Origin of the sequence: Massilia sp. YIM B02769, from assembly GCF_030411995.1 — a bacterium.
Lineage (GTDB): Bacteria > Pseudomonadota > Gammaproteobacteria > Burkholderiales > Burkholderiaceae_D > Telluria.
Genome location: NZ_JASNRC010000006.1, coordinates 126,609 through 144,203 on the forward strand (window position 1 = coordinate 126,609; position 17,595 = coordinate 144,203).

Genomic DNA, 17,595 nt, shown 5'->3' on the forward strand with positions numbered 1-17,595 from the left:
GAGGCGAGAACGGCTTGTTAGCGAACGGATACTATTGGGAATGTCATCATGCAGGCGGCCGGGCTCGCCGGCGCGCCTGCCTGTCGTGTTCTTACTTGAACTTCACCTTGCCGACCAGGCGCATCTGCAGGGTGGTTTCGCCCGGCTCGAAGCTCGGTTCCGGCATCTCGCTCGACACGTCGCGCTTGGAACGCGCCATCATCATCGGCGCGGCGGCTTCCTGCTGCACATAGTTGCCCGAGCCTTCGAAGTCGACCACATCCAGGGTCGCGTCGCCCGGCTGGCGGCCCATGGCGCGCGCGATCGAGACGATGCGCTCGTTCAGGTTGCGGTAGGTTTCGGCAATGCGCTGGTCATCCAGGCGCTTTTCCAGGGCCGGGCTGAGGCCGAAGCTGATGTTGTTGATCGACAAGACCTTCTGGGCGGCGGCGACGGTCTTCTCCAGCGTGGCGAGATTGGTCGTCTTCACTTCCAGGTACTGGCCGACGCGCCAGCCGATCGGCACCGGCTGCACCGGGGTGCGGCCTGCAGGCAGCGGCTGCACCGGCGGTTCCGGGTAGACCGGGTAGGTGAAATAGCCCATGGTCTTGAGCTCGGCCTTCGGATCGGCACGGCGCACGATCTCGGTACCCTCCTTCATCTTGCGGTTGACGCGGGCGGCGGCGGCCTGCTTGTCCTTGTCGTGCTCTTCCACAATGAAGCTGACGATGGCCTGGTCGTTGGCCGCCCGCACTTCACCGGTGGCAGGAACGACCACGACCGTGCCGCTTGTTGCGGGCATGCTGGTCGAAGGCGCGGTCTGCGCTTGAACGTGGGACGCCATCATCAGGCTGGCCAAGAGGATCATTTTTGGAAGGGACATCGGTTTTCTCCTATAAGAATGCATGTGTGCATGACTTATACGATACCGTCCCGTTCCTAGATAGAGTGATTTTGTAATGGAAAGTTGCAAATGGACGAAGCATGGGTTGCTGTGTGTCGCTGGCCCGGGACGATGACCGTACGGTGGGCACCCCGTGCCCACGCGGTTACGTGCGCCTCCTTGCACCTGTGGAGATGACCATCCGCTCGCGAACTCGGTAACGGCCGCGGGAGGGCAAATCAGCGTCCGGGCCGTCGCTCACATCGCGAGCGAGTCGGGACAGCCAACGGTGCAAGGAGACGTACGTACCGCGTGGGCACGGAGTGCCCACCGTACGAGTACGTGCAACCCGCCAGCATATGCCAACGGGGCATCGACCATCCGATCAGTTCTTCGACTGATCCACCAGCTTGTTCTTCGCAATCCACGGCATCATCGCGCGCAGCTTGGCGCCGACTTCCTCGATCTGGTGTTCCGACGTCAAGCGGCGGCGCGAGATCAGTGTCGGGGCGCCGGCCTTGTTCTCGAGGATGAAGCTCTTCGCGTACTCGCCGGTCTGGATGTCCTTCAGGCACTGGCGCATCGCATCCTTGGTGGCCGAGGTGACGACCTTCGGGCCCGTCACGTACTCGCCATACTCGGCGTTGTTCGAGATCGAGTAGTTCATGTTGGCGATGCCGCCTTCGTAGATCAGGTCGACGATCAATTTGAGTTCGTGCAGGCACTCGAAATAAGCCATCTCCGGCGCGTAGCCCGCTTCCACCAGGGTCTCGAAGCCTGCCTTGATCAGCTCGACGGTGCCGCCGCAGAGCACGGCCTGTTCGCCGAAGAGGTCGGTCTCGGTCTCTTCGCGGAAGTTGGTTTCGATGATGCCGGCGCGGCCGCCGCCGTTGGCCATCGCGTACGACAGGGCGATGTCGCGCGCGGCGCCGGACTTGTCCTGGTAGACCGCGACCAGGTGCGGCACGCCGCCGCCCTGTTTATAGGTGTTGCGCACGGTGTGGCCTGGGGCTTTCGGCGCGATCATGATGACGTCGAGGTCGGCGCGCGGCACCACCTGCCCATAATGCACGTTGAAGCCGTGGGCAAAGGCGAGTACCGCGCCCTGCTTGGCGTTCGGCTCGACGTTTTCCTTGTAGACCTGGGCGATGTTTTCGTCCGGGAGCAGGATCATGATGACGTCGGCGTTTTTCACGGCTTCGTCGACTTCGGCGACCTTCAGGCCGGCTTGCTCGACCTTGTTCCAGGAGGCGCCGCCGCGGCGCAGGCCGACGGTGACGTTGATGCCGGATTCGGAGAGGTTTTGCGCGTGGGCGTGGCCTTGCGAGCCGTAGCCGATGATGGCGACGTTCTTGCCTTTGATGAGGGAGAGGTCGCAGTCTTTATCGTAGAAAACTTTCATTTTTTTGTCCTGTATTTGGGTTCGTTGTCGTTGCCAGAGTTAGTGGCTGTTCGTTTGTGCGGCCGCGGGCTGATCATCGTTCCGCGTGGGCACGGGGTGCCCACCCTACGGACCGTGGCTCCGATCACGGTCGGTGGCCGGCGGGCCGTGGCTTCGGTCGCGGTGGTGGCCGTTCGTTACACTTTCAAGATCCGTTCGCCGCGGCCGATGCCCGAGCCGCCGGTGCGGACGGTTTCGAGAATGGAGCTGCGGTCGATGGCGTCGATGAAGGCGTCGAGCTTGCTCTTGGCGCCGGTCAGTTCGATCGTGTAGGTCTTTTCCGTGACGTCGATGATGCGGCCGCGGAAGATGTCGGCGGTGCGCTTGAGTTCCTCGCGCTCCTTGCCGACCGCCCTCACCTTGATCAGCATGAGCTCGCGCTCGATGTGCTGGCCTTCCGTCAGGTCGACCACCTTCACCACCTCGATCAGGCGGTTCAGGTGCTTCGTGATCTGCTCGATGATGTCGTCCGAGCCGGTGGTGACGACCGTCATGCGCGACAGGGTCGCGTCCTCGGTCGGCGCCACGGTCAGGGTTTCGATGTTGTAGCCGCGTGCGGAAAACAAACCAACGACGCGCGATAAAGCACCGGCTTCGTTCTCCAGAAGAACCGAGATGATGTGTCTCATTTACAGGTCCTCCGAGCCGAGCAGCATTTCAGACAGGCCCTTGCCCGCCTTGACCATCGGCCAGACGTTCTCGCTCTGGTCGGTGATGAAGTTCATGAACACGAGGCGGTTCTTCATGTTGAATGCGTCCACCAGCGCGCCTTCGACGTCGCCCGGCTTTTCGATGCGCATGCCGACGTGGCCGTAGGCCTCGGCCAGCTTCTCGAAGTCCGGCAAAGAGTCCATATAGGACTCGGAATATCGCGAACCGTAGTCGATCTGCTGCCACTGGCGCACCATGCCGAGGAAGCGGTTGTTCAAGAGGATGATCTTCGGCGTCAGGTGGTACTGCTTGCAGGTGGCCAGCTCCTGGATGCACATCTGGATCGAGCCTTCGCCGGTGACGCAGGCCACCGTCGCATCCGGGTTCGCCATCTGCACGCCCATCGCGTACGGCAGGCCGACGCCCATCGTGCCCAGGCCACCGGAATTGATCCAGCGGCGCGGCTTGTCGAAGGGATAGTACTGGGCTGCCCACATCTGGTGCTGGCCGACGTCGGAGGTGATGAAGGCGTCGCCCTTGGTGACTTTCCAGAGCTTCTCGACCACCGATTGCGGCTTGATGACGAGGTCGGAATCCTCGTACTTCAGGCAGTTACGGCCACGCCATTCGTCGATCTGCTTCCACCAGCCGCGCAGCGCTTCCGGATTCGCGCGCACGCCAGCGGTGTCCAGTTGCGCCAGGAATTCGGTCAGCACGTCCTTGACGTTGCCGACGATCGGAATGTCGACCTTCACCCGCTTCGAGATCGACGAGGGGTCGATGTCGATGTGGATGATTTTACGAGGATGGCTGGCGAAGTGCTTCGGGTTGCCGATCACGCGGTCGTCGAAGCGGGCGCCGATGGCGATCAGCACGTCGCAATGCTGCATCGCCATGTTCGCTTCATAGGTACCGTGCATGCCGGGCATGCCGACGAACTGTTCGCTGCTCGAACGCGAGCCGCCCAGGCCCATCAGGGTGTTGGTGACCGGCGCGCCGAGCTTGTCGACCAGGCGGTTCAGTTCGGGCGAGGCGTTCGCCAGGATCACGCCGCCGCCGGCATAGATCATCGGGCGCTCGGCCTGCTGCAGCAGCTGCACGGCCTTGCGGATCTGGCCGGCGTGGCCCTTGTCGACCGGCTTGTACGAGCGCATCTCGATTTCGCGCGGATAGTCGTAGGCGCACTTGTGCATCGAGATGTCCTTCGGGATGTCGACCAGCACGGGACCGGGGCGGCCGGTGCGGGCAATGAAGAAGGCTTTCTTGATGGTGGTCGCCAGCTCGCGCACATCCTTGACCAGGAAGTTGTGCTTGACCACGGGGCGGGTGATGCCGACGGTGTCGCACTCCTGGAAGGCGTCCTGGCCGATCGCGTGGCTCGGCACCTGGCCGGAAATCACGACCATCGGGACCGAGTCCATGTAGGCGGTGGAGAGACCCGTGACGGCATTCGTCACACCCGGACCGGAGGTCACGATGGCGACGCCGACGGTGTTGGAGCTGCGCGAATAGGCGTCGGCCGCGTGCACGGCTGCCTGCTCGTGGCGGACCAGGACGTGCTGGAACTTGTCCTGGTTGAAGATGGCGTCGTAGATGTAGAGGACTGCTCCACCGGGGTAACCGAAGACGTGCTTGACGCCCTCCTCGGCCAGACATCGGACGACGATTTCAGCGCCGGTGATCTGATGAGATCCCTGGCCTGATGCTTCGTTATTCATGAATCGTTCCTTTCAAGACCCATAGGGAGATTGATCGGATGCTCGTTCCTAACGAAATACGGTTTGCCCCACAGCGCTCCAGCTTCCCTTCTTTCTGCGCGCACGACGTTCGATCCGGGTATCGGCAGATACCGTTCACAACGACGCGAAACGCAACTCGTTTGGCTGAGTGTCTGTAGCGGCTCGACGCATCTCTCGCGCTTGTGGCGCGGGTTGGAGCAAACTGCCTACAAATGAAAGCGTGTCAGCCAGTTGGACTTTGTGTGTCGAACAGGATGACCATGAAGCTTCGGGGGTGCAAAGCGTAAGGAACACCTTACTGCGTTGCACCATTTTGGTCAAGATAAAAAGAAAGAAACAATTTGCCGAGTAGAGGATGTGCTCGGTTGGGGGATTGGGTGCACCGGCATGGTGCGTTGCGGGGTGGTGCGTGCATTCGGAATGGTGGGTTCGAGAACCCACCCTACATGCTACGGAGTCGCCGCCGTTGTAGGGTGGGCACTCGTGCCCACGCGGTACAAGCCCAATATAGTCGAACACGTAGGGTGGGTTCTCGAACCCACCATATGTAAAGCGCAATCTAGCGCTGCATCCCCCACCGCCGCACCGTCACCCGCTCCAGCGTATGGAACACCACCTGCTCCACCGCCAGCCCGATGATGATCACCGCTGCCAACCCCGCAAACACCTTGTCCGTGAACAGCTCGTTGCGGCTCTGGAAAATGAACCACCCCAGCCCACCCTGCCCCGAGGTCGTCCCGAACACCAGCTCGGCAGCGATCAAGGTACGCCACGCAAACGCCCAGCCGATCTTCAGCCCCGACAGGATCGCCGGCAGCGCCGCCGGTATCAAAATCTGCAGCACCAGCCGCAACCCGCCCAGCCCATAGTTGCGCCCCGCCATGCGCAGCGTCTCCGGCACCGCGCGGAAACCGGCGCAGGCATTCAGGGTCAGCGGCCACATCACCGAATGCATCAGCACCATGATCAGCGAACCTTTGCCCAGCCCGAACCACAGCAGCGCCAGCGGCAGCAAGGCAATCGCCGGCAGCGGATTGAACATCGCCGTCAGGGTCTCGATCAGCTCGCGCCCGACGCGATTCGACACCGCCAGCCAGGTCAGCAAGAATGCCCCGACAATCCCCATCAGATACCCCTGGGTCAGCACCGCAAACGACACGCCCACATACCCGAACAGCTCACCGGACACGATGCCCTCGACCAGCGCCTTGCCGGTGGCCAGCGCCGTCGGCAGCAATAAATCGTTGTCGTACCAGCGCGCCAGCGCTTCCCAGATCACGGCCAGCACCAGCAGCAGCGCCGCCTTGCGCAGCCAGGCCAGTTCGCCAAACGCAAAGCCACGGGAAGCAACGACATGCGCGGATGGCCGCAGCGGCGCACCGCCCAGGCTGGGCAGCGGCAAGGCCAGTTCGTATTCGGGACGGATCGGGGGTTCGCGGAAAGCACTCATGGATGGCTGGCGTAGGCTGGTGTGGAAAGGGTGGATGGAAAAACGGCATCGCCGAACAGCAGCCGGTGAATCCGTTCGTTCGCGGCCTGGAATTCAACGCTGCCGGCGCTGCCCAGGTCGAACTGGTGGCTGTTCAATTCGGCGCGCACCCGCCCTGGATGCGGACTCAATAACAGAATGCGGTTGCCCACCACCAGCGCCTCCTCGATCGAGTGGGTCACGAACAGCATGGTGAAACCGATCTCTTCCCACAGCGCCTGCAACTCTTCCTGCATCTTGCGCCGCGTGAGCGCATCGAGCGCGGCAAAGGGCTCGTCCATCAGCAGGATTTCCGGCTGCATGGCCAGCGCCCGCGCAATCGCCACCCTCGCCTTCATGCCGCCCGACAGGGTGTGCGGATAGGCGTCGGCAAAGCGCGCCAGCCCGACCTTGCCCAGCCAGTGACGCGCGCGTTCGCGTGCCTCGGGCTTCTTCATGCCGCCGGCCAGCAACGGGAACATCACGTTCGCCTCCACCGTCTTCCAGGGCGGCAGCTGGTCGAATTCCTGGAACACGACGATGCGGTCCGGCCCCGGCGCCGTGATCGGCTTGCCGCCCAGGCGCAAACTGCCCGCGCGCGGCGCGATGAAGCCGCCCACCGCCTTCAGCAAGGTCGACTTGCCGCAGCCCGAAGGCCCGAGCAGCACGAAACGGTCGCCGCGGTACACGTCGAAACCCACATCCTCGGTGGCGCGCACGGTGCCGTGCTCGCCGGCGTAATCGATGGTCACGTGCTCGGCGCGCAGCAACGGGCCCGACGGCGCAACGACTTGCAAAGCGGGTGCGATCATCTCAGCTCCCTTTTGCCAGGGCCGGATGCGCGAAGAAGTAATCGCGCCAGCTTTCCGGCTTCTTGCGGATCGCGCCCACCTGGTGCAGGAATTGCGCCAGCCCGAGCGTGTTTTGCGGCGCCACGCTGAACTGCACCTTCGGGTTCTTGATCACCTTGATCAAAAGCGCACGGTCGATGCTGTTCTTGTTCACGCGCAGGTAGGCGTCGGCCGCCGCTTCCGGGTTGGTCGACGCCAGCTCGGCCGCTTCCACCAGCGCATCGAGGAAGGCGCGGTAGGTCTTCGGATTCTCCTTCACCCACTTCTCGGTGGCGTACAGCACCGTGGCCGAGCTCGGCCCGCCCAGCACCTGGTAGGAGTCGAGCACGATCTTCGCATTCGGGTTGCCGGCCAGTTCCTGCTCCTGGAACGGCGGATTGGCGAAGTGGGCGTTGATCTCGGTCTTGCCCGCGATGACGGCGGCGGTGGCGTCCGGGTGCGGCAGCGCCTGGGTCAACGGATCGAGCTTGCGGAACTGGGCCTGCCCCCACTGCCTGGCCGCCGCCATCTGCAGGATGCGCGCCTGCACCGACACCGTCACGGCCGGCAGCGCGATGCGGTCCTTCGGCCCGAAGTCGGCAATCGACTTCACGGCCGGGTTGGTGCTGATCAGGTAATACGGAAAGCTGCCGAGCGAAGCCACGGCGCGCACGTTCTGCTTGCCCGCCGTGCGGTCCCATACGGTCAGCAACGGTCCCAGCCCGGCGCCGACCACGTCGACCGAATTCGACAGCAGCGCATCGTTGGTGGCCGCGCCGCCGGACAATTTGATCCAGTCGACGTCGATATCGACGCCCTGCCGCTTGCCATGCTTTTCGATCAGTTTTCCGTCTTGCGCCACGTTCAGCAGCAAATAGACCACCCCGAACTGCTCGGCGATGCGGATCCTGCCTTCGGCATGGGCCGACGCGGAGGCAAGCAGGGACAGGGCCGCCAGCACGGCGGCAAACTTGGTCAAGCGCTTCATGGATGCTCCTGGTCAGAACGGGACGTCGCCCGCGATGGTCGTGCGGTACAGCTTGCGGCGCTGGTCCGGCGGGCAACCGGCGGCCAGGTGCATCAGCGAACGGTTATCCCAGAACACCATGTCCCCGGCTTTCCACTGGTGGCGGTAGATGAATTCGGGCCGGGTGCCGTGCTCGAACAGGGCCGCCAGCAGTTCGCGGCTGCGGTCCTCCCCGATGCCGACGATACGCGTGGTGAAATGCTCGCTGACGAACAGCGCGCGGCGCCCGGTTTCCGGATGCGTGCGCACCACCGGGTGGCGCACCGGCACCACTTCGTCGATCTGCGCTTGCGTGAGTTGCGGGCGCCACGGGTTCAGCTTGCGCAGGTCTTCGTAGCGCGCCAGGTAGCTGTGCTCGGCCTGGGCATGCTCGACTTCGCGCTTGAGCCAGTCGGGCAGCGTGTCCCAGGCCAGGTGCTGGTTGGCGAACAGGGTGTCGCCGCCATCAATCGGCAGTTCCTGCGCGTGCAGCATCGAACCGAGGCTGGGCGTGGCTTTATAGGACAGGTCGGAATGCCACAGGTGGCCGGCGTCGCCCAGGCCGATCGGTTCGCCGTTCTCGCGGATGTTCGAGATGACCAGCACTTCCGGGTGGCCGGCCAGCTGGAACTGGCGCAGCACGTGGATCTGCAGTTCGCCGAAGCGGCGGCTGAAGTCGACCTGCTGGGCCGGCGTGATGGCGGTATCGCGGAACACCAGCACGTGGTGGTCGAGGTGGGCGCGGTGCACGCGCGCCAGGTCGGCGGTGCCGAGCGGGCGCGACAGGTCGAGGCCGAGGACTTCGGCGCCGAGCGGGGCGTTCAGGGGCTGGATGTCGAAGTCCTGGCGCTGGGTGGTGTCGAGTGGCATGGCAGTCAAGATGAATAATCGTTCAACCCAGCTTATCCACGCCCCCTTGGCGCGACAACGAATCATTTCGACTATCGTCATGCAGTTTTTGACAGCCGCGTCGCGCGTCGCAAAAGGGCTGGACTGAGCAATTCCGGTGCATGGCCGGTGGTTTTTTGCTAGGATTCGACAGTTTTCCATAAAGCACAGGCCAAGTACCTGCGCGCATCACCCCCTTTCATCGCATGGCGACAGACAAAGAACTCAACGACTTCCTCGAGAATGTCGAGCGGCGCGCTTTCAAGCAAGCCGTGTACGCCGTGCGCAAGGACGAGGCCGCGCTCGACATCGTGCAGGACGCGATGATCAAGCTCGCCGAAAAATACGGCGACAAGCCGCCCGCCGAACTGCCGATGCTGTTCCAGCGCATCCTGCAGAACACCATCCTCGATTACTTCCGCCGCGAAAAAGTCCGCAACACCTGGATCAGCCTCTTCTCGGGCTTCGGCCGCAAGGACGAGGGCGATGAGGACTTTGATATACTCAACACGTACGAGGCGGAAGAAGGGTCGGCCGCGGCCGAGTCGAGCATGGACCAGGTCGAGCGGGCACAAACCTTGCACCTGATCGAAGCGGAAATACAAAAGCTCCCAACGCGTCAACGCGAAGCCTTCCTTATGCGTTACTGGCAGGATATGGACGTGGCCGAAACGGCCTTAGCGATGGGCTGTTCCGAGGGCAGCGTCAAAACGCACTGCTCGCGCGCGACACATGCGCTTGCCGATGCCCTGCGGGCCAAGGGAATTAAACTATGAATACCGACGACATCAACCTGGCGTACAAGCTGCGCCACGCCTTGAACGAGAATCTCGACGCGCTGCCGGCTTCCACCACCGAGCGCCTGGCCGCTGCACGCGCGCTGGCGCTGTCGCGCAAGAAGCCGGATGCCGCGAGCACCGCGCCATTCGCGAAAAAGGACTGGCGCCGCAGCTGGTTCGATGTCGATTCGCTGTTTTCGCATGCCGCGCTGGGCCGCCTGGCGGTCGCGGTGCCGCTGCTGGCCCTGGTCGTCGGCCTGGGCGGCGTGTATCAGTATGAACAACAGCAGCAGATTGCCGAACTGGCCGAACTCGACGCCGCCGTACTGGCCGACGAGCTGCCGCTGACCGCCTACCTCGACCACGGCTTCAATGCCTACGTGGAGTCGCAACAGCGCCGCCAATGACGAAACGCACCTCCAAACCCCGCCGCGCCTGGATAGCAGTCGTGGCGGTGGCGGTGGCCGTCATCGCGGCCTGGGCCATTTCCGAAAGGTGGAGCATCGTCTCCCCCGACGCGGTGTCGGCCGGCGCCTCCGCAAGCGCAGGTAGCGCCCCGCACGCCGGCAAGAGCGGCCCGCTGATCCTCGACAAACCGCTGTGGCGCGACCTGACGCGCGCCCAGCAGCTGGCGCTGGGGCCGCTGCAGGCCGAGTGGGACGAGATGGATGGTGCGCGCAAGCGCAAATGGCTGGAAATGTCGCGCCGCTTCGCCTCGATGAACCCGGAAGAGCAGGGCCGCGTGCACGAGCGCATGCGCCAGTGGATCCGCCTGACGCCGGAAGAACGCAACCTGGCGCGCGAAAACTACAGCAAGGTACGCAAGCTCGCGCCGGGCGAAAAGGCCGCCAGCTGGGAAAGCTACAAGCAGCTGAGCACCGACCAGAAGCGGCGCCTGGCGCGCACGCCGGTGCGCAAACCCGATGCCGCCCCGACGCCGTCGGAGCCGACCATCGTGGCCCCGACCAGTTGCCCGCCCGGCACCACCCGCCGCGGCGCGGCCTGCATTGCCTTGCATGCACCGGAGACGCTGCCGAATGCGCCGGCGCTCACGCAGCCAGCCACGCAGCCGGCGCCCGCATCTGCGCCCTCCTCTGTTCCCGCCCCTGCGCCTTCCGCTCCGGCGCCGGCAGAACCGGCGGCGCCGGCGTCAAGCTCGCCGGCCACGCCGGCGGTGACGGCGCCCGGCACGAGCACCCAACCCGCAACCACTTCCACCGTATCGAATGCAAACGGCTAATCCATCCGCGATCGGCACGCCCACCGTCAAGCGTCGCCTGATCGCGATGGTGTATGAAGCTTTCCTGCTCACCGCCGTCGAGGCGCTGGCCGTCTTCATCTTCATCTTCGCCACCGGCAACCGCCAGGAACCGGCCTACCGCGCCGGACTGATGGCCTTCCTGTTCCTGGTTACCGCCGCCTATTTCGTGCATGCCTGGAGCGGTGCCGGCTTTACACTGGCCATGAAGACCTGGCGCATCAAGGTGGTCAAGGTTGGGCATGCAAAAGTACCGTTCAGGAATGCGGCGCTCCGCTACCTGCTGGCCTGGGGCTGGTTCGCACCGGCGCTGGCCATCGGCGCCCTGCTCGACCTGCATCATGTGAAGGAATGGGCGCTGTTGCTGACCCTGGGGCTGGTGGCCTGGGCACTGACGGCGTTCCTCGACAAGGATCGCCAGTTCCTGCACGACCGCATCGCAGGCACGCGCCTGATCGCGCTGCCGAAGATGCAGAAGGCGCAGAAAACTCAGGCAAAGGCAAACACGAAATAACCGCCCAGCAGCAGCATGCCGGCCACGGCGCACAGCACGCCGCCCAGCGACACCTGGTAACGGCGCTTGAGCAGGCTGGTCCATGATCCTGCGGCAGCGCCCTCATACCCATGCCAGCTTGCGCGCCAGGTCGTAAGCGCATACAGGTGCAGCGCCATCGACGCGGCCAGCAAGGCGGCGGCTTCGCGATGAACGGCCAGCACGACCGCCGCCAGGACCAGACAAAACGATGCAGCTTTGCATTGCGTTTTCATACTCGGTTCCGCCCGCTTCAGATGCCGGCTTTTTCCTGCCGCGCCAGCACGGATATCAACAAGATCAACAAACGTCACGGCTCATTGACTGAAGTTAATTCAATCGATTACGGGAGTCTATTTCTTTTGGGTGAAGTGCTGAGGCAAATCAAAGCGGATTGCGGGGCTGGACGCGTGGTTGACGCCACAGCGGTAGGGTGGGGTGTCGAACCCACCGGTTCACGGCAAGTGTATCGACAGATCGACCGGGGTACGGTGGGTTCGAGAACCCACCCTACGTCGGATCGCGGCCGGCCGCGGTTCAGAACCGTTCGTACTCGGCCAGGTAGCGCCACTGGCCTTCAGCCAAGCCCGCCATCGGCATGCGGCCCACGCGCAGGCGTTTCAGTTCCGTCAGCGTCAGGCCGACTTCGGCGCACATGTGCTCGATCTGGCCCGGCACCACGCCCTTGGCGGCAAAGCGCAGGCGCCCTTCGCTCTGCCAGCTGACCTTCATCGGCGCGATCGGCTTGCGGTTGAAGGTCAAGCCGTGGTTCAGCAGCGCCAGGCCGCCGTCCCTGATGCCGCCTTCGACCTCGGCCACGTATTCGTACTCCACGCGCGAGGCATCGTCGACCAGCTTGCGCGCCACGCGGAAGTCCTGGGTGTAGACGACCAGGCCGCTGGCATCGGTTTCCAGCGGCGTGCACAGGGTCAGGCGCGCCAGGTGGCGCTTCAGGAAGCGCGGCGCGCCGTGCGTCGCTACCAGGGACTCCGGCGTCACGCATTCCAGCGCACTGGCGCCGCGCATGCCGACGCCGGCATTCGCGCCCGACGGCTTGTGCAGCAGGATCGTCACCGGCGCCGGCTCCTCGGCCTTGGCGCCGGGCAGCAGCACGACCTGCTGGGCCGGCGTCACGCGCGTGGCAGGATCTTCCGCCACCACGCCATCGACGCTGACCCAGCCGCCGGCGATGTAGCGCTCGGCCTCGGCGCGCGAGCAGGATGCCAGTTCGGCCACGCGCTTGGCGAGGCGGATACCTTCGTCCGTCATGCCGCCTGCCAGTTCTTGAAGAAGGATTTGAAGGCGCCGACCGTGCGGTCGACATCGGCGGCCGAGACGTTCAGGTGGGTCACGATGCGCATGCGCGGACCGACCGTGGCACGGATGCCCGCATCAAGCAGCGCTTTACGCAGCGGGTCGCAGGCGGCGGCCGGCACGTCGAGCCAGAAGATGTTGGTCTGCGGGGTGCCGACGTTCAAGGCGTCGATCTCGGACAGGCCACGCGCCAGCGCGGCGGCGTTGTCGTGGTCATCGGCCAGGCGCTGCACGTTGTGCTCGAGCGCGTACAGCGCGGCCGCGGCGATGACGCCGGCCTGGCGCATGCCGCCGCCCAGCATCTTGCGCCAGCGCTTGCCCTGCTCGATAAAGGCCTTCGGTCCCAGCAGCACGGAGCCGACCGGGGCGCCCAGGCCTTTCGACAGGCAGACCGACACGGTGTCGAAACCCAGCACCGCTTCGCGCAGCCCGATGCCCTGCTTGACGGCGGCGTTGCAGATGCGCGCGCCGTCGAGGTGGGTGGCGAGACCGCGCACGTGAGCCAGCGTGGTTGCTGCCGCCACGTATTCCTGGCTCAGCACGCGGCCGCCGATGGTGTTCTCCAGCGCCAGCAGGCGGGTGCGCGCGAAGTGCATGTCGTCGGGCTTGATGTAGGCCTCGATGTCGGCCAGCGCGATCGAGCCATCCGGCTGGTTCGCGATCGGTTGCGGCTGGATCGAACCCAGCACGGCGGCGCCGCCGCCTTCGTACTTGTAGGTATGGGCTTCCTGGCCGACCAGGTATTCGTCGCCGCGGCCGCAATGGGTCATCAGCGCGATCAAATTGGTCTGCGTACCGCTCGGGGCGAACATGCCAGCTTCGTAGCCGAAGAGTTCGGCCGCGTGCTCCTGCAGGCGGTTGACGGTGGGGTCGTCGCCGTAGACGTCGTCGCCGACGTCGGCTGCCGCCATCGCGGCGCGCATCGCGTCGCAGGGTTGGGTGACGGTGTCGCTGCGCAGGTCGATCAGGTGTTGTTCGCTCATCGTTATCAGTCGTCTTGGGTTACTGCTTCAGGGTCAGCTTGAGATTTGGCTCGCTCAACGTGCGAGGTATAGAAACGCTGGCCCATCTCTTCCAGGCCCAGCGTGGACAGCACTTCCTGCAGTCGCTCGCTCGGACGGCGGCGCGGCAGGTTTTTATACGTGGCGACGATCAGCTCGTTCTTCATCGAGTGCTCCCAGCCGACCAGTTCCGTCACCGTCACCCCGTAGCCGTGGGCTTCCAGCTGCAGGCAGCGCAGCACGTTCGTCACCTGGCTGCCGAATTCGCGCGTGTGGATCGGGTGGCGCCAGATTTCGGTGAGCGCGCTCTTGCCCAGGTCCTTGCCCTTGTTCTTGCGCAGCACGGTGGCCACTTCGGCCTGGCAGCACGGCACCAGCACCATGTGCTTCGCCTTTTTCTTCAACGCGAAGTCGATGGCGTCGTCGGTCGCCGTATTGCAGGCGTGGAGCGCGGTGACGACGTCGATGGTTTCCGGCAGCCGGTTCGAGGTGGTCGATTCCGCCACCGACAGCGGCAGGAAGGACATGTTGGTGAAACCCAGGCGCGCCGCCAGTTCGGTCGATTTCGCGACGAGTTCCTCGCGCGTCTCGATGCCGTAGATGTGCGAGGCGTCTTCCAGCGATTTGAAGAACAGGTCGTAGAGGATGAAGCCGAGGTAGGACTTGCCGGCGCCGTGGTCGACCAGCGAGACGCTGCCCTTCTCGGCGCGGACGTCGTTCAGCAGCGGCTCGATGAAGTTGACCAGGTGGTAGACCTGCTTGAGCTTGCGGCGGCTGTCCTGGTTCAGCTTGGCGTCGCGCGTGAGGATGTGCAGCTCTTTCAGGAGCTCGATCGACTGGCCTGGTCGGACTTCCGGCGGCAGCGCGGGCGCTGCGGCGGTCTTGGTATTGGGTTGTTTAGCGTGCTTCATCGATCCATGCTGCCTGAATGGCCTCCAGTACGCGCTCGCCGCCGCGCGTGCGGTCGTCGTCGAAGCCGTCCAGCCCGACGACCCAGTTGTGCAGGTCGACGAAGCGCACCGTCGTCGGATCGACGTCCGGGTACTGTTCGTAGAGTGCTTCGGCGATGCTCGTGACGTCGGTCCACTTCATGGCAGATCCTGTCAGTGATTTTTCTCGGCTGCGTGGTTGATGGTGTATTTCGGGATCTCGACGACCAGGTCTTCCTCGGCGATGATCGCCTGGCAGGACAGGCGCGAATTCGGCTCCAGGCCCCAGGCCTTGTCGAGCATGTCTTCTTCTTTTTCTTCCTGTTCGTTCAGCGAGTCGAAACCCTCGCGCACGATCACGTGGCAGGTGGTGCAGGCGCAGACGCGGTCGCAGGCGTGTTCGATCTCGATGTCGTTCTCGAGCAGGACGTCGCAGACGGACTTGCCGGCCGGGGCTTCCAGGACGGCGCCGTCGGGGCAGAACGTCGGGTGGGGCAGGATGACGATTTGTGGCACTTTGTTACCTCGTAAATTGTTTATATCGTTTTTTGGCGGCATGATGCACGCCGGCGCTTCGCATATCGTTGGCGCTGACCGTACGGTGGGCACTCCGTGCCCACGCGGAACGATGCGCTAACGAGACGCTTTTCCACCCGCGAACAATGCGCAGAGTTTGCGGCTCAAAAAGCGTCAACGCGGCTCATGCTTCCGCGTGGGCACGGAGTGCCCACCGTACGGTCGCCGCTGCGTTTCATTTCATACGACTACGGCCGATCACACCTCGTCCAGCGACTTCCCGGCCAGCGCGCTGCGCACGCTCTTGTCCATGCGGCGCGCGGCGAATTCCTCGGTGCCGTGCGCCAGCGCCTGAACCGCGTCGTGCAAGCCATTCTGGCGCAGACCCGGCTCGATCGACGCATCGTTCGAACGATGCACCGCGTCACGCACGCCCTGCACCAGTTTCGCCACCGCGTCCTGCTCTTCGGCGCTGAGCAAATCGGCATCCGAATCCAGCGCCGACTGCGTCGCCAGCAGGATGCGCTCGGCCTCGACCTGCTCTTCGCGCAGCGCGCGCATCTGCATGTCGACCTGCGCCGAGCTGTACGAATCCTGCAGCATGCGCGCCACTTCGTCGTCGCCCAGGCCGTAGGACGGCTTGACCGTGATCGAGGCTTCCACACCCGAACGCGTCTCGCGCGCCGACACCGACAGCAGCCCGTCCGCATCGACCTGGTAGGTCACGCGGATACGCGCAGCACCGGCCGCCATCGGCGGAATGCCGCGCAGCTCGAAGCGCGCCAGCGAGCGGCAATCCGACACCAGCTCGCGCTCGCCCTGCACCACGTGCACCGCGAGGGCCGTCTGGCCATCCTTGAAGGTCGTGAACTCCTGCGCACGCGCGCACGGGATCGTCGAATTACGCGGAATGATCTTCTCGACCAGGCCGCCCATGGTCTCGATGCCCAGCGACAGCGGGGTCACGTCCAGCAGCAGCCAGTCGTCGCCTTCGGCGCGGTTACCGGCCAGCAAGTTGGCCTGGATCGCGGCGCCCAGCGCCACCACCTTGTCCGGGTCAATATTCGCGTGCGGGATGGTGTGGAAGTAGTCGCCCACGGCGCGGCGCACGTGCGGCATGCGCGTCGCGCCGCCGACCATTACCACGCCATCGACGTCTTCGACCGACACGTTGGCATCGCGCATGGCCTTGCGGATCGCGTTCATGGTTTTCGCCACCAGGTGCTTGGTGATCTCGGCAAACGTCGCCGCGGTGACGGTCACGTGCACGATCTCGCCCGAGTTCAGGATGGCGTCGACCGTGGTGTCGTCGTTGGTCGACAGCAGTTCCTTGGCCTGGCGCGCTTTTACCATCAGGGTGGCCGTGTCTTCGTCGGACAGCGGCGCCAGCTTGGCCTGCTCGTTGATCCAGCAGAACAGGCGGTGGTCGAAGTCGTCGCCGCCCAGGGCCGAGTCGCCGCCGGTGGACAGCACTTCGAATACGCCTTTCGAGAGCTTCAGGATCGAGATGTCGAAGGTGCCGCCGCCCAGGTCGTAGACGGCGTAGATGCCTTCCTTGCCGTGGTCCAGGCCGTAGGCGATGGCGGCGGCGGTCGGTTCGGACAGCAGGCGCAGCACGTTCAGGCCGGCCAGCTGGGCCGCGTCCTTGGTCGCCTGGCGCTGGGCGTCGTCGAAGTAGGCGGGCACGGTGATGACCGCGCCGACCAGCTCGTCGCCGAGCGAATCCTCGGCGCGCTGGCGCAGCGTGGCCAGGATCTGGGCCGAGGTCTCGACCGGGCTTTTCACGCCGGCCACGGTCTTGATCTGGACCATGCCTTCGCCATCGACGAAATCGTAAGGGAGGTTCTCGGCGTGGGCGATGTCCTTCAGCCCGCGGCCCATGAAGCGCTTCACCGAGACCACGGTGTTCTTCGGATCGACCGTCTGGTGGGCGCGCGCCTTGTGGCCGATGTGGGCGTGGCCGTTCGGCAGGTAACGCACGATCGATGGCAGCAAGGCGCGGCCGTCTTCGTCGCTCAGCACTTCGGGGCTGCCGCTGCGCACCGTGGCGACGAGCGAATTGGTGGTGCCCAGGTCGATGCCCACCGCCAGCCGGTGCTGGTGCGGCGCGGTCGACATGCCGGGTTCGGAAATCTGCAAAAGTGCCATTGTGTGTTACCTGGTTGTTATTCTTGGGGTGCGTGACCGCTGCCGCCAACGTCTGCGCGGCCTGGGTTTCGTACGGTGGGCACCCCGTGCCCACGCGGATGCATGCGTCGCGTTGACGCTCCTTGAGCCGCAAACTCTGCGCAGCGTCAGCATGTGAAAGTGAGCAGCGTTAGCGCATCGTTCCGCGTGGGCACGGAGTGCCCACCGTACGGTCGAGTGTGCGGCCAATTCAT

The 17,595-nt window shown here is 64.5% G+C and carries 19 protein-coding genes; 4 read left to right on the plus strand and 15 right to left on the minus strand.

What is annotated here, in order from left to right:
• Nucleotides 1-91 precede the first annotated feature (91 nt).
• The 8 genes from QPK31_RS11255 to QPK31_RS11290 form a co-directional block, all read right to left on the minus strand.
• Nucleotides 92-862: an SIMPL domain-containing protein gene (locus QPK31_RS11255; protein WP_290423031.1), complete on the minus strand. Its 771-nt coding sequence runs from the start codon at nt 860-862 to the stop codon at nt 92-94.
• Between the two features lie 385 nt (nt 863-1,247).
• The gene (gene ilvC, locus QPK31_RS11260) at nt 1,248-2,279 is read right to left on the minus strand and encodes a ketol-acid reductoisomerase (RefSeq protein ID WP_374045802.1); all 1,032 of its coding nucleotides are present in this window, start codon (nt 2,277-2,279) and stop codon (nt 1,248-1,250) included.
• Nucleotides 2,280-2,440: 161 nt separating this feature from the next.
• On the minus strand, nt 2,441-2,932 hold the full coding sequence (gene ilvN / locus QPK31_RS11265) for an acetolactate synthase small subunit (RefSeq protein WP_229438618.1): 492 nt from the start codon (nt 2,930-2,932) through the stop codon (nt 2,441-2,443).
• Nucleotides 2,933-4,672, minus strand: a complete 1,740-nt coding sequence (locus QPK31_RS11270; protein ID WP_290423032.1) for an acetolactate synthase 3 catalytic subunit — start codon at nt 4,670-4,672, stop codon at nt 2,933-2,935. It lies immediately after the preceding gene.
• Between the two features lie 580 nt (nt 4,673-5,252).
• Complete coding sequence (locus QPK31_RS11275) at nt 5,253-6,143, minus strand: ABC transporter permease (protein WP_290423033.1); 891 nt, start codon at nt 6,141-6,143, stop codon at nt 5,253-5,255.
• Entirely contained in the window at nt 6,140-6,973 is an 834-nt protein-coding gene (locus QPK31_RS11280) for an ABC transporter ATP-binding protein (protein WP_290423034.1), read from the minus strand. Before QPK31_RS11280 ends, QPK31_RS11275 begins: the two co-directional genes overlap by 4 nt.
• A gap of 1 nt (nt 6,974) precedes the next feature.
• Nucleotides 6,975-7,979, minus strand: coding sequence for an ABC transporter substrate-binding protein (locus QPK31_RS11285; RefSeq protein WP_290423035.1), 1,005 nt, complete (start codon nt 7,977-7,979; stop codon nt 6,975-6,977).
• A gap of 12 nt (nt 7,980-7,991) precedes the next feature.
• Nucleotides 7,992-8,867, minus strand: a complete 876-nt coding sequence (locus tag QPK31_RS11290) for a TauD/TfdA family dioxygenase (protein ID WP_290423036.1) — start codon at nt 8,865-8,867, stop codon at nt 7,992-7,994.
• A gap of 224 nt (nt 8,868-9,091) precedes the next feature.
• Here QPK31_RS11290 and QPK31_RS11295 point away from each other — a divergent pair, with 224 nt between their 5' ends.
• Genes QPK31_RS11295 through QPK31_RS11310 form a run of 4 tightly spaced genes read left to right on the plus strand, consistent with a single transcriptional unit; the run spans nt 9,092 to nt 11,436 of the window.
• Nucleotides 9,092-9,661 carry an RNA polymerase sigma factor gene (locus QPK31_RS11295; RefSeq protein ID WP_290423037.1) on the plus strand — a complete coding sequence of 190 codons (570 nt, stop codon included), beginning with the start codon at nt 9,092-9,094 and terminating at the stop codon, nt 9,659-9,661.
• Nucleotides 9,658-10,071, plus strand: a complete 414-nt coding sequence (locus QPK31_RS11300) for a DUF3619 family protein (RefSeq protein WP_290423038.1) — start codon at nt 9,658-9,660, stop codon at nt 10,069-10,071. The genes QPK31_RS11295 and QPK31_RS11300 overlap by 4 nt, the downstream gene beginning before the upstream one ends.
• The gene (locus QPK31_RS11305) at nt 10,068-10,904 is read left to right on the plus strand and encodes a DUF3106 domain-containing protein (RefSeq protein WP_290423039.1); all 837 of its coding nucleotides are present in this window, start codon (nt 10,068-10,070) and stop codon (nt 10,902-10,904) included. Before QPK31_RS11300 ends, QPK31_RS11305 begins: the two co-directional genes overlap by 4 nt.
• Nucleotides 10,891-11,436 (plus strand): RDD family protein, encoded by a 546-nt coding sequence (locus QPK31_RS11310; RefSeq protein ID WP_290423040.1) that lies wholly within the window; start codon nt 10,891-10,893, stop codon nt 11,434-11,436. The genes QPK31_RS11305 and QPK31_RS11310 overlap by 14 nt, the downstream gene beginning before the upstream one ends.
• Here QPK31_RS11310 and QPK31_RS11315 read toward each other — a convergent pair.
• The 7 genes from QPK31_RS11315 to hscA all read right to left on the minus strand — a co-directional run bounded on the left by QPK31_RS11315 (nt 11,412) and on the right by hscA (nt 17,362).
• Complete coding sequence (locus QPK31_RS11315; protein WP_290423041.1) at nt 11,412-11,690, minus strand: hypothetical protein; 279 nt, start codon at nt 11,688-11,690, stop codon at nt 11,412-11,414. The two genes, QPK31_RS11310 and QPK31_RS11315, sit on opposite strands and share 25 nt — an antisense overlap.
• A 301-nt stretch (nt 11,691-11,991) precedes the next feature.
• A complete protein-coding gene (locus QPK31_RS11320) occupies nt 11,992-12,723 on the minus strand; it encodes an RNA pseudouridine synthase (protein WP_290423042.1) in 732 nt (243 codons plus the stop codon).
• Complete coding sequence (ltaE, locus tag QPK31_RS11325) at nt 12,720-13,736, minus strand: low-specificity L-threonine aldolase (RefSeq protein ID WP_290423227.1); 1,017 nt, start codon at nt 13,734-13,736, stop codon at nt 12,720-12,722. The genes QPK31_RS11320 and ltaE overlap by 4 nt, the downstream gene beginning before the upstream one ends.
• A 20-nt stretch (nt 13,737-13,756) precedes the next feature.
• Nucleotides 13,757-14,680: an SAM-dependent methyltransferase gene (locus QPK31_RS11330; protein ID WP_290423043.1), complete on the minus strand. Its 924-nt coding sequence runs from the start codon at nt 14,678-14,680 to the stop codon at nt 13,757-13,759.
• The gene (gene iscX / locus QPK31_RS11335; RefSeq protein ID WP_290423044.1) at nt 14,667-14,861 is read right to left on the minus strand and encodes a Fe-S cluster assembly protein IscX; all 195 of its coding nucleotides are present in this window, start codon (nt 14,859-14,861) and stop codon (nt 14,667-14,669) included. The genes QPK31_RS11330 and iscX overlap by 14 nt, the downstream gene beginning before the upstream one ends.
• Before the next feature lie 11 nt (nt 14,862-14,872).
• Nucleotides 14,873-15,214, minus strand: a complete 342-nt coding sequence (gene fdx / locus QPK31_RS11340) for an ISC system 2Fe-2S type ferredoxin (RefSeq protein ID WP_290423045.1) — start codon at nt 15,212-15,214, stop codon at nt 14,873-14,875.
• A gap of 258 nt (nt 15,215-15,472) precedes the next feature.
• Nucleotides 15,473-17,362 (minus strand): Fe-S protein assembly chaperone HscA, encoded by a 1,890-nt coding sequence (gene hscA, locus QPK31_RS11345; protein WP_290423046.1) that lies wholly within the window; start codon nt 17,360-17,362, stop codon nt 15,473-15,475.
• Nucleotides 17,363-17,595 lie beyond the last annotated feature (233 nt).

Coding starts and splice junctions, on each gene's coding strand:
- QPK31_RS11255 (WP_290423031.1), bottom strand. CDS start 862: ATGTCCCTTCCAAAAATGATCCTCTTGGCCAGCCTGATGATGGCGTCC.
- ilvN (WP_229438618.1), bottom strand. CDS start 2,932: ATGAGACACATCATCTCGGTTCTTCTGGAGAACGAAGCCGGTGCTTTA.
- QPK31_RS11270 (WP_290423032.1), bottom strand. CDS start 4,672: ATGAATAACGAAGCATCAGGCCAGGGATCTCATCAGATCACCGGCGCT.
- QPK31_RS11275 (WP_290423033.1), bottom strand. CDS start 6,143: ATGAGTGCTTTCCGCGAACCCCCGATCCGTCCCGAATACGAACTGGCC.
- QPK31_RS11280 (WP_290423034.1), bottom strand. CDS start 6,973: ATGATCGCACCCGCTTTGCAAGTCGTTGCGCCGTCGGGCCCGTTGCTG.
- QPK31_RS11285 (WP_290423035.1), bottom strand. CDS start 7,979: ATGAAGCGCTTGACCAAGTTTGCCGCCGTGCTGGCGGCCCTGTCCCTG.
- QPK31_RS11290 (WP_290423036.1), bottom strand. CDS start 8,867: ATGCCACTCGACACCACCCAGCGCCAGGACTTCGACATCCAGCCCCTG.
- QPK31_RS11295 (WP_290423037.1), top strand. CDS start 9,092: ATGGCGACAGACAAAGAACTCAACGACTTCCTCGAGAATGTCGAGCGG.
- QPK31_RS11300 (WP_290423038.1), top strand. CDS start 9,658: ATGAATACCGACGACATCAACCTGGCGTACAAGCTGCGCCACGCCTTG.
- QPK31_RS11305 (WP_290423039.1), top strand. CDS start 10,068: ATGACGAAACGCACCTCCAAACCCCGCCGCGCCTGGATAGCAGTCGTG.
- QPK31_RS11310 (WP_290423040.1), top strand. CDS start 10,891: ATGCAAACGGCTAATCCATCCGCGATCGGCACGCCCACCGTCAAGCGT.
- QPK31_RS11315 (WP_290423041.1), bottom strand. CDS start 11,690: ATGAAAACGCAATGCAAAGCTGCATCGTTTTGTCTGGTCCTGGCGGCG.
- QPK31_RS11320 (WP_290423042.1), bottom strand. CDS start 12,723: ATGACGGACGAAGGTATCCGCCTCGCCAAGCGCGTGGCCGAACTGGCA.
- QPK31_RS11330 (WP_290423043.1), bottom strand. CDS start 14,680: ATGAAGCACGCTAAACAACCCAATACCAAGACCGCCGCAGCGCCCGCG.
- iscX (WP_290423044.1), bottom strand. CDS start 14,861: ATGAAGTGGACCGACGTCACGAGCATCGCCGAAGCACTCTACGAACAG.
- hscA (WP_290423046.1), bottom strand. CDS start 17,362: ATGGCACTTTTGCAGATTTCCGAACCCGGCATGTCGACCGCGCCGCAC.